At 48.6% G+C, this 11,892-nt stretch carries 2 protein-coding genes; both read left to right on the forward strand.

Annotated features, from left to right (window positions below; translation table 11 throughout):
- Positions 1-189 precede the first annotated feature (189 nt).
- Positions 190-552: a transcriptional activator HxlR gene (gene hxlR / locus NSQ09_RS07835; RefSeq protein WP_257986416.1), complete on the forward strand. Its 363-nt coding sequence runs from the start codon at positions 190-192 to the stop codon at positions 550-552.
- Positions 553-1,120: 568 nt separating this feature from the next.
- Positions 1,121-11,884, forward strand: a complete 10,764-nt coding sequence (gene srfAA, locus NSQ09_RS07840) for a surfactin non-ribosomal peptide synthetase SrfAA (RefSeq protein WP_341030830.1) — start codon at positions 1,121-1,123, stop codon at positions 11,882-11,884.
- Positions 11,885-11,892: the final 8 nt, after the last annotated feature.

An 11,892-nucleotide genomic window follows, 5' to 3' on the forward strand; every position in this document is an offset into this window, starting at 1 on the left:
TTCCCTCTTTTGTTGAGAAGTAGGCACTTTGAAGTCAACAAGTTACTTGGAGGATACTGTGAGGAGAGACAATCAGATTTCTTTCGCTTGATTTTATGAGTGAGTATAATGAAAAAAGAGTCTGCAAAAAAAGTAAGTAAGTGATGATACGTATCTAACATACAAAAAGGTTACTAAGGGGGGATTCTATTGAGCCGGATGGACGACAAAAGGTTTAATTGTGAGAAGGAATTAACGCTTGCAGTGATTGGCGGTAAATGGAAGATGCTCATTTTATGGCATTTAGGAAAAGAAGGCACAAAGCGGTTCAATGAATTAAAAACATTGATTCCTGATATTACGCAGAAGATCCTCGTGAATCAGCTGAGAGAGCTTGAGCAGGATATGATTGTTCACAGGGAAGTGTATCCGGTTGTCCCGCCGAAGGTTGAGTATTCTCTGACCCTGCATGGAGAAAGCCTCATGCCTATTCTTGAAGCCATGTATGAGTGGGGGAAAGGCTATATGGAATTGATTGATATCGACAAAAATGTCATGAAAGAATCGTTGTAAGACGCTCTTCGCAAGGGTGTCTTTTTTTTGCCTGTTTTTCGGTTTTTGCGCGGTACACATAGTCATGTAAAGATTGTAAATTGCATTCAGCAATAAAAAAAGATTGAACGCAGCAGTTTGGTTTGAAAATTTTTATTTTTCTGTAAATAATGTTTAGTGGAAATGATTTCGGCATCCCGCAAAAATATCCCTGTAAATAAACTGGAATATTTCGGCATCCCGCATGAAACTTTTCACCCATTTTTCGGTGATAAAAACATTTTTTTCATTTAAAGTGAACGGTAGAAAGATAAAAAATATTGAAAACAATGAATAAATAGCCGAAATTGGTTTCTTATTAGGATGGGGTCTTGCGGTCTTTATCCGCTTGTGTTAAACGCCGCAATACTGACTGACGGCAGCCTGCTTTAATAGCGGCCATCTGTTTTTTGATTGGAAGCACTGCTTTTTAAGTACTTTGGGCTATTTCGTCTGTTAGTTCATAAGAATTAAAAGCTGATATGGATAAGAAAGAGAAAATGCGTTGCACATGTTCACTGCTTATAAAGATTAGGGGAGGTATGACAATATGGAAATAACTTTTTACCCTTTAACGGATGCACAAAAACGAATTTGGTACACAGAAAAATTTTATCCTCACACGAGCATTTCAAATCTTGCGGGGATTGGTAAGCTGGTTTCAGCTGATGCGATTGATTATGTGCTTGTTGAGCAGGCGATTCAAGAGTTTATTCGCAGAAATGACGCCATGCGCCTTCGGTTGCGGCTAGATGAAAACGGGGAGCCTGTTCAATATATTAGCGAGTATCGGCCTGTTGATATAAAACATACTGACACTACTGAAGATCCGAATGCGATAGAGTTTATTTCACAATGGAGCCGGGAGGAAACGAAAAAACCGTTGCCGTTGTACGATTGTGATTTGTTCCGTTTTTCCTTGTTCACCATAAAGGAAAATGAAGTGTGGTTTTACGCAAATGTTCATCACGTGATTTCTGATGGTATCTCCATGAATATTCTCGGGAATGCGATCATGCACATTTATTTAGAATTAGCCAGCGGCTCAGAGACAAAAGAAGGTATCTCGCATTCATTTATCGATCATGTTTTATCTGAACAGGACTATGCTCAATCGAAGCGGTTTGAAAAGGACAAGGCGTTTTGGAACAAACAATTTGAATCGGTGCCTGAACTTGTTTCCTTGAAACGGAACGCTTCCGCAGGAGGAAGTTTAGATGCTGAGAGGTTCTCTAAAGATGTGCCTGAAGCGCTTCATCAGCAGATTCTGTCGTTTTGTGAAGCGAATAAAGTCAGTGTTCTTTCGGTATTTCAATCGTTGCTCGCCGCCTACTTGTACAGGGTCAGCGGCCAGAATGATGTTGTGACGGGAACCTTTATGGGCAACCGGACAAATGCGAAAGAGAAGCAGATGCTTGGCATGTTTGTTTCTACGGTTCCGCTTCGGACAAACATTGACGGCGGGCAGGCGTTTTTAGAATTTGTCAAAGACCGGATGAAGGATCTCATGAAGACACTCCGCCACCAAAAGTACCCGTATAATCTCCTGATCAACGATTTGCGTGAAACAAAGAGCTCTCTGACCAAGCTGTTTACTGTTTCTCTTGAATATCAGGTGATGCAGTGGCAAAAAGAAGAGGACCTTGCCTTTTTGACTGAGGCGATTTTCAGCGGCAGCGGATTAAATGATGTCTCGATCCATGTGAAGGATCGATGGGATACTGGGAAACTCACCATAGATTTTGATTACCGCACTGCTTTATTTACAAGTGAAGAAATCAACATGATTTGTGAGCGCATGATTACAATGCTGGAGAACGCGTTAACGCATCCAGAACATACAATTGATGAATTAACGATGATTTCTGATGCGGAGAAAGAGAAGCTGCTTGCGAGGGCCGGCGGTAAATCTGTGAGCTACCGTAAGGACATGACGATCCCGAAACTGTTCCAAGAAAAGGCTGAGCAGCTTTCAGATCATCCAGCGGTTGTATTTGAAGATCGTACATTGTCTTATCGAATGTTACATGAACAATCCGCACGCATCGCCAATGTGCTGAAACAGAAAGGGGTTGGCCCGGACAGTCCTGTCGCGGTTTTGATTGAACGCTCTGAACGGATGATTACAGCTATCATGGGGATTTTAAAAGCCGGCGGGGCCTATGTGCCGATTGATCCGGGTTTTCCTGCTGAGCGCATTCAATATATTTTGGAGGACTGCGGGGCGGACTTCATCCTGACTGAATCGAAGGTTGCGGCACCTGAAGCCGATGCTGAGCTGATTGACTTAGATCAGGCAATTGCAGAAGGTGCAGAAGAAAGCCTGAATGCAGATGTGAACGCACGGAACCTTGCCTACATTATTTATACATCGGGAACAACCGGACGCCCGAAAGGAGTTATGATCGAGCATCGCCAGGTTCATCATTTGGTTGAATCTCTGCAGCAGACGATTTATCAAAGCGGCAGCCAAACCCTGCGGATGGCATTGCTTGCGCCGTTCCACTTCGATGCGTCAGTGAAGCAGATCTTCGCGTCGCTTCTTTTGGGACAAACCCTTTATATCGTACCGAAGAAAACTGTGACGAACGGGGCCGCCCTTGCTGCATATTATCGGAGAAACAGCATTGAGGCGACGGATGGAACACCGGCTCATTTGCAAATGCTGGTAGCAGCGGGCGATTTTGAAGGCCTAAAACTGAAGCACATGCTGATCGGAGGAGAAGGCCTGTCATCTGTTGTTGCGGACAAGCTGCTCAAGCTGTTTAAAGAAGCCGGCACAGCGCCGCGGTTGACCAATGTGTACGGGCCGACTGAAACATGCGTTGACGCGTCTGTTCATCCGGTTATCCCTGAGAATGCAGTTCAATCAGCGTATGTGCCGATCGGGAAAGCGCTGGGGAATAACCGCTTATATATTTTGGATCAAAAAGGCCGGCTGCAGCCTGAAGGCGTGGCGGGCGAGCTTTATATCGCGGGAGACGGTGTGGGCCGAGGCTATTTACATTTGCCTGAATTAACGGAAGAGAAGTTTTTACAAGATCCATTCGTGCCGGGCGATCGCATGTACCGGACCGGAGACGTGGTGCGCTGGCTTCCAGATGGAACAATCGAATATTTAGGCAGAGAGGATGACCAGGTCAAAGTCCGCGGATACCGGATTGAGCTTGGGGAAATTGAAGCCGTGATTCAGCAGGCGCCAGACGTTGCAAAAGCCGTTGTTTTGGCACGCCCTGACGAACAGGGAAATCTTGAGGTTTGCACATATGTTGTGCAGAAGCCTGAAAGCGAATTTGCGCCAGCCGGCTTGAGGGCGCATGCGGCCAGACAGCTTCCTGACTATATGGTGCCGGCTTACTTTACAGAAGTGACAGAAATTCCGCTTACGCCAAGCGGCAAAGTCGACCGCCGCAAGCTGTTTGCACTAGAGGTGAAGGCTGTCAGCGGCACTGCCTATACACCGCCGCGAAATGAGACTGAAAAAGCAATCGCAGCCATTTGGCAGGACGTACTGAACGTTGAGAAGGCGGGGATCTTTGACAATTTCTTTGAAACTGGCGGGCATTCATTGAAAGCCATGACCCTTTTAACAAAGATTCATAAGGAAACAGGCGTCGAGATTCCGCTTCAATATTTGTTTGAGCATCCGACGATTGCGGCTCTTGCAGAGGAGGCTGATCACAGAGAAAGCCGGGAGTTTTCGGTGATTGAACCTGCTGAAAAACAGGAGCATTACCCGCTTTCCCTGGCACAGCAGCGAACATATATCGTCAGCCAGTTCGAGGATGCGGGAGTCGGCTACAACATGCCGGCAGCAGCAATATTAGAAGGGCCTTTAGATATTCAAAAGCTGGAGCGCGCATTTCAGGGATTAATCCGACGCCACGAGTCATTGAGAACATCATTTGTTCTTGAAAACAGCACGCCGAGACAGAAAATTCACAATAGCGTTGATTTCAACATCGAAATGATTGAAAGAGGCGGCCGCTCAGATGAGGCAATTATGGCTTCATTCGTTCGGAAATTTGATTTGGCGAAAGCTCCGCTGTTCAGAATCGGTTTGCTGGGGCTTGAAGAGAACCGTCATATGCTGCTGTTTGACATGCACCATTTGATTTCTGACGGTGTATCCATTGGCATTATGCTGGAGGAGTTAGCACGCATTTATAAAGGCGAACAGCTTCCAGAGCTTCGTCTCCAGTATAAGGACTACGCTGTATGGCAAAGCAGGCAGGCTGCTGAAGGGTACAAGAAGGACCAGACTTATTGGAAGGAAGTCTTTGCAGGCGAGCTCCCGGTGCTTCAGCTTCTGTCCGATTACCCAAGACCGCCTGTTCAAAGCTTTGAAGGGGATCGGGTGTCAATCAAGCTGGATGCGGGGGTAAAGGATCGCCTCAATCGTTTGGCTGAACAAAACGGCGCCACTTTATATATGGTGATGCTTTCCGCTTACTATACGCTTTTGTCAAAGTATACGGGGCAGGATGACATCATTGTCGGGACACCGTCAGCGGGCAGAAATCACTCCGATACAGAGGGCATTATCGGGATGTTCGTCAATACGCTTGCGATTCGCAGTGAGGTGAAGCAGGATGAGACGTTTATCCAATTGATCTCGCGTGTCCGCAAACGGGTGCTGAATGCCTTTTCTCATCAGGACTATCCGTTTGAGTGGCTTGTTGAAGAATTGAACATCCCGCGTGATGTTAGCAGGCATCCGCTGTTTGACAAGATGTTCAGCCTTCAAAACGCGACAGAGGGCATTCCGGCTGTCGACGATCTGTCCTTGTCTGTTCATGAGACCAATTTCAAGATTGCCAAATTTGATTTGACGGTGCAGGCGAGAGAAACCGATGAAGGCATTGAGCTTGATTTGGATTACAGCACGAAGCTGTTTAAACAAAGCACGGCAGACAGGCTGCTTACGCATTTTGCGCGTTTGCTTGAAGAGGCTGCGGTTGATTCGGAGAAGCGGATTTCCGAGTATAAGCTTCTTTCTGAAGAGGAGGCTGCTTCGCAAATTCAGCAGTTTAACCCGGGCAGAACACCTTATCCTAAAGATAAAACAATTGTTCAGCTGTTTGAGGAGCAAGCGGCGAATACGCCAGACCACACTGCGCTTCAATATGAAGGCGAATCACTTACTTATCGTGAACTGAATGAACGGGCCAATCGTTTAGCCCGCGGCATTCTTTCTCTTGGAGCTGGCGAAGGAAGAACTGCGGCTGTCTTATGCGAGCGGTCAATGGATATGATTGTGTCGATCTTGGCAGTATTAAAATCAGGTTCGGCTTATGTTCCGATTGATCCGGAACATCCGATTCAGCGGATGCAGCATTTCTTCCGTGACAGCGGAGCAAAGGTGCTTCTCACTCAGAGAAAATTAAAGGCTTTGGCGGAAGAAGCGGAATTTAAGGGCGTTATCGTGCTAGCCGATGAGGAAGAAAGCTATCATGCCGATGCGCGCAATCTCGCACTGCCTCTTGATTCTGAAGCAATGGCCAACCTGACGTATACTTCCGGAACGACTGGAACACCTAAGGGGAATATCGTGACACATGCCAATATTCTCCGCACGGTGAAGGAAACGAATTATCTCAGCATTACAGAACAGGATACGATTCTCGGTCTTTCCAATTACGTGTTTGACGCGTTTATGTTCGATATGTTCGGCTCTTTGTTAAACGGAGCCAAGCTGGTGCTGATACCGAAGGAAACCGTTTTGGACATGGCTCGCCTGTCCCGCGTCATTGAACGGGAGAACATCAGCATTCTCATGATTACAACCGCTTTGTTCCACTTGCTTGTGGACTTGAATCCGGCGTGCTTGTCAACGCTTCGCAAGATTATGTTTGGCGGGGAACGGGCTTCGGTTGAGCATGTCAGAAAAGCTTTGCAAACGGTTGGAAAGGGCAAGCTCCTTCACATGTATGGGCCGTCTGAAAGCACGGTTTTCGCGACGTATCATCCGGTTGATGAATTGGAGGAGCACACGCTGTCTGTTCCGATTGGAAAACCGGTCAGCAATACGGAAGTATACATTCTTGACCGTACGGGACACGTGCAGCCTGCCGGGATTGCCGGAGAGCTTTGCGTCAGCGGCGAAGGACTCGTGAAAGGCTATTACAACCGTCCGGAACTGACTGAGGAGAAATTTGTTCCCCATCCGTTTACATCCGGCGAACGCATGTATAAAACGGGAGACCTTGCGAGATGGCTGCCGAATGGCGACATCGAATTTATCGGGCGAATCGACCATCAGGTGAAGATTCGCGGACAGCGCATCGAGCTTGGAGAAATCGAACATCAGCTGCAAACCCATGATCGTGTTCAGGAAAGTGTTGTGCTTGCCGTTGATCAAGGAGCGGGAGATAAACTGTTGTGTGCTTACTGTGTCGGAGAGGGAGACATCTCATCACAGGAGATGAGAGAGCATGCTGCGAAGGACTTGCCGGCATATATGGTTCCTGCGGTGTTTATCCAAATGGACGAGCTGCCGCTGACAGGGAACGGAAAAATTGACCGGAGAGCGCTGCCGATTCCTGATGCCAACGTTTCAAGAGGTGTTTCATATGTTGCGCCACGCAATGGAACGGAACAAAAAGTCGCAGACATTTGGGCACATGTGCTTCAGGCAGAACAAGTCGGCGTTTATGACCACTTCTTTGACATTGGCGGACATTCATTAGCAGGCATGAAGATGCTTGCCTTGGTTCATCAGGAACTGGGCGTTGAGCTGTCACTCAAGGATCTCTTCCAGTCACCGACGGTTGAGGGCTTGGCACAGGTGATTGCCTCTGCTGAAAAAGGGACAGCCGCAAGTATCAGCCCGGCAGAGAAACAAGATACGTATCCTGTTTCTTCACCGCAAAAACGGATGTACGTGCTTCAGCAGCTTGAGGATGCGCAAACGAGCTATAACATGCCGGCGGTTCTGCGCCTGACAGGTGAGCTTGATGTTGAAAGGCTTAACAGCGTCATGCAGCAGTTAATGCAGCGTCATGAAGCCTTGAGAACCACGTTTGAAATAAAAGATGGAGAAACGGTGCAGCGGATCTGGGAAGAGGCTGAGTGCGAGATAGCCTATTTCGAAGCCCCGGAAGAAGAGACAGAGCGGATCGTTTCTGAGTTTATTAAGCCTTTCAAAATCGACCAACTTCCACTGTTCAGAATAGGGCTTATCAAGCATTCAGACACTGAGCATGTGCTGCTGTTCGATATGCATCACATTATTTCTGATGGTGCGTCTGTCGGTGTGCTGATTGAAGAACTTTCAAAGCTGTATGACGGAGAAAACCTTGAGCCGCTCCGTATTCAATATAAGGATTATGCCGTGTGGCAGCAGCAGTTCATTCAGTCTGAGCTTTACAAGAAGCAAGAAGAGCATTGGCTGAAGGAGCTGGACGGAGAGCTGCCGGTGCTGACGCTTCCGACTGATTACAGTCGGCCTGCCGTTCAAACATTTGAGGGAGACCGCATTGCATTTTCATTAGATGCAGGCAAAGCCGATGCTCTGCGCAGGCTTGCAAAAGAAACGGATTCCACGCTTTACATGGTGCTTTTGGCTTCATACAGTGCATTTTTATCAAAACTTAGCGGGCAAGACGATATCATCGTCGGTTCACCTGTGGCCGGACGAACTCAAGCGGACGTCAGCCGCGTCATCGGAATGTTCGTCAATACATTGGCGCTGCGCACGTATCCGAAGGGTGAAAAGACGTTTGCTGACTATCTTAACGAAGTGAAAGAAACGGCACTCAGCGCTTTTGATGCGCAGGATTACCCGCTTGAGGATTTGATCGGAAATGTTCAGGTTCAGCGTGACACAAGCAGAAATCCGTTATTCGATGCAGTTTTTTCAATGCAAAATGCGAATATAAAGGATTTAACAATGAAAGGGATTCAGCTTGAGCCGCATCCTTTTGAACGGAAAACAGCCAAGTTTGACCTCACGCTGACGGCTGACGAAACCGACGGAGGGCTTACATTCGTACTCGAATACAATACAGCTTTGTTTAAGCAGGAAACGATTGAACGATGGAAGCAATATTGGATGGAGCTTTTAGATGCAGTTACTGGGAACCCGAACCAGCCGCTTTCCAGCCTGTCACTGGTCACTGAAACAGAAAAACAAGCGCTTCTTGAGGCATGGAAGGGCAAAGCGCTGCCTGTGCCGACAGACAAAACGGTTCATCAGCTATTCGAAGAGACTGTCCAGCGCCACAAAGACCGCCCGGCTGTCACATACAACGGCCAATCTTGGACGTACGGCGAGCTGAATGCGAAGGCAAACCGTCTCGCACGGATTCTGATGGACTGCGGCATCAGCCCGGATGACCGCGTCGGCGTTCTCACGAAGCCGTCGCTTGAAATGTCCGCCGCGGTGCTCGGCGTCTTGAAAGCCGGAGCGGCGTTTGTGCCGATTGATCCTGACTACCCGGATCAGCGGATTGAGTATATTTTACAGGACAGCGGCGCGAAGCTTCTCTTGAAGCAAGAAGGCATTTCAGTGCCGGATAGCTTCTCAGGAGACGTTATTCTTCTCGACGGAAGCCGCACGATTCTAAGCCTGCCGCTTGATGAAAACGACGAGGAAAATCCAGAGACGGCTGTAACCGCGGAGAACTTGGCGTACATGATTTACACATCTGGAACGACCGGACAGCCGAAGGGTGTCATGGTCGAGCACCATGCGCTTGTGAACCTGTGCTTCTGGCACCACGACGCGTTCAGCATGACAGCGGAGGACCGCAGTGCGAAATACGCGGGCTTTGGGTTCGACGCTTCCATTTGGGAGATGTTCCCGACCTGGACGATCGGCGCGGAGCTTCACGTCATTGATGAAGCGATCCGCCTCGATATCGTCCGCCTGAACGATTATTTTGAAACGAACGGCGTAACGATCACGTTCCTGCCGACACAGCTTGCGGAACAGTTCATGGAGCTTGAGAACACATCACTTCGCGTCCTCTTGACTGGAGGAGACAAGCTGAAGCGGGCAGTGAAAAAGCCGTACACACTTGTCAACAACTACGGGCCGACAGAAAATACGGTCGTTGCCACAAGCGCAGAAATCCATCCGGAGGAAGGCTCGCTTTCCATCGGACGGGCCATTGCCAATACGAGAGTATACATTCTCGGCGAGGGCAATCAGGTGCAGCCGGAAGGCGTAGCCGGAGAGCTTTGCGTGGCGGGGCGCGGACTGGCGCGAGGCTATCTGAATAAAGAAGACGAAACCGCGAAGCGGTTTGTCGCTGATCCGTTTGTGCCGGGTGAGCGCATGTACCGCACCGGCGACTTGGTGAAGTGGGTGAACGGCGGCATCGAATACATCGGCCGGATCGACCAGCAGGTCAAGGTCCGCGGCTACCGGATCGAGCTCTCAGAAATTGAAGTCCAGCTCGCCCAGCTTTCTGAGGTGCAGGATGCGGCGGTGACAGCTGTCAAAGATAAAGGCGGCAACACAGCGATCGCGGCGTATGTCACACCGGAATCAGCTGACATAGAAGCACTGAAATCAGCACTGAAGGAAACCCTGCCGGATTACATGATTCCGGCGTTCTGGGTGACGCTGAACGAGCTTCCGGTTACGGCAAACGGCAAAGTGGACCGCAAAGCCTTGCCTGAGCCGGACATCGAAGCGGGAAGCGGAGAATACAAAGCGCCAACGACCGATATGGAAGAGCTGCTTGCCGGCATCTGGCAGGACGTGCTTGGAATGTCTGAAGTCGGTGTCACCGACAATTTCTTCTCGCTTGGCGGAGATTCCATCAAAGGAATTCAAATGGCGAGCCGCTTGAATCAGCACGGCTGGAAGCTGGAAATGAAAGATCTCTTCCAGCATCCGACGATCGAGGAGCTTACCCAATATGTAGAGCGTGCCGAAGGCAAACAGGCAGACCAAGGCCCGGTGGAGGGCGAAGTCATCCTGACGCCGATCCAGCGCTGGTTCTTTGAAAAGAACTTCACGAACAAGCACCACTGGAACCAATCGGTAATGCTTCACGCCGCGAAGGGCTTTGATCCTGAACGGGTGGAGAAAACATTGCAGGCGCTAATCGAGCATCATGACGCGCTCCGTATGGTCTACCGTGAGGGACAGGAAGACGTCATTCAATACAACAGAGGTCTTGAAGCTGCTTCCGCTCAATTGGAGGTCATCCAGATTGAGGGCCAAGCTGCAGATTACGAAGACCGTATAGAGAGAGAAGCGGAGCGTTTGCAAAGCAGCATCGACTTGCAGGAAGGCGGCTTGTTAAAAGCAGGCTTGTTTCAAGCGGAAGACGGAGACCACTTGCTTCTTGCCATTCATCACTTAGTGGTTGACGGCGTGTCGTGGCGGATTCTACTGGAGGATTTCGCCGCAGTATATACACAGCTTGAGCAAGGCAATGAACCGGTTCTCCCGCAGAAAACACATTCATTTGCAGAGTATGCAGAGAGATTGCAAGACTTCGCGAACTCCAAAGCCTTTTTGAAAGAAAAAGAGTATTGGAGACAGCTTGAAGAACAAGCAGTCGCGGCAAAACTTCCGAAAGACCGCGAATCTGGTGATCAGCGAATGAAACATACAAAGACAATTGAATTCTCGCTGACTGCTGAAGAGACAGAACAGCTCACCACAAAGGTGCATGAGGCATATCACACAGAAATGAATGATATTTTGCTGACGGCATTCGGATTGGCAATGAAGGAGTGGACGGGTCAGGATCGAGTAAATGTTCATTTAGAGGGGCACGGACGTGAAGAAATCATAGAAGACCTGACCATTTCCCGCACAGTCGGCTGGTTTACAAGTATGTACCCAATGGTGCTCGATATGAAGCATGCGGATGATCTGGGCTACCAGCTGAAGCAAATGAAAGAAGATATCAGACATGTGCCGAATAAGGGAGTCGGATACGGCATTCTGCGCTATCTGACGGCACCGGAACATAAAGAAGATGTGGCGTTCTCGATTCAGCCGGATGTCAGCTTCAACTATTTAGGTCAGTTTGACGAAATGTCGGATGCAGGTTTGTTTACGAGATCAGAGCTGCCATCAGGACAGTCATTAAGCCCTGAAACAGAAAAACCGAATGCGCTGGATGTTGTCGGATATATCGAAAACGGAAAACTGACGATGTCACTGGCCTATCATTCTCTTGAATTTCATGAAAAAACAGTACAAACATTCAGTGACAGCTTTAAAGCGCATCTTCTCAGAATCATTGAACATTGCCTATCTCAAGACGGTACGGAACTGACCCCGAGTGATCTTGGTGACGACGATTTGACGCTGGATGAGCTGGATAAATTAATGGAAATTTTCTAATAGAGGTG

Source organism: Bacillus sp. FSL W8-1202 (assembly GCF_038006165.1).
GTDB lineage: Bacteria > Bacillota > Bacilli > Bacillales > Bacillaceae > Bacillus > Bacillus subtilis.

What these genes read in the sequence shown, in the direction of transcription:
- srfAA (WP_341030830.1), top strand. Translation starts at nt 1,121, where the DNA reads ATGGAAATAACTTTTTACCCTTTAACGGATGCACAAAAACGAATTTGG.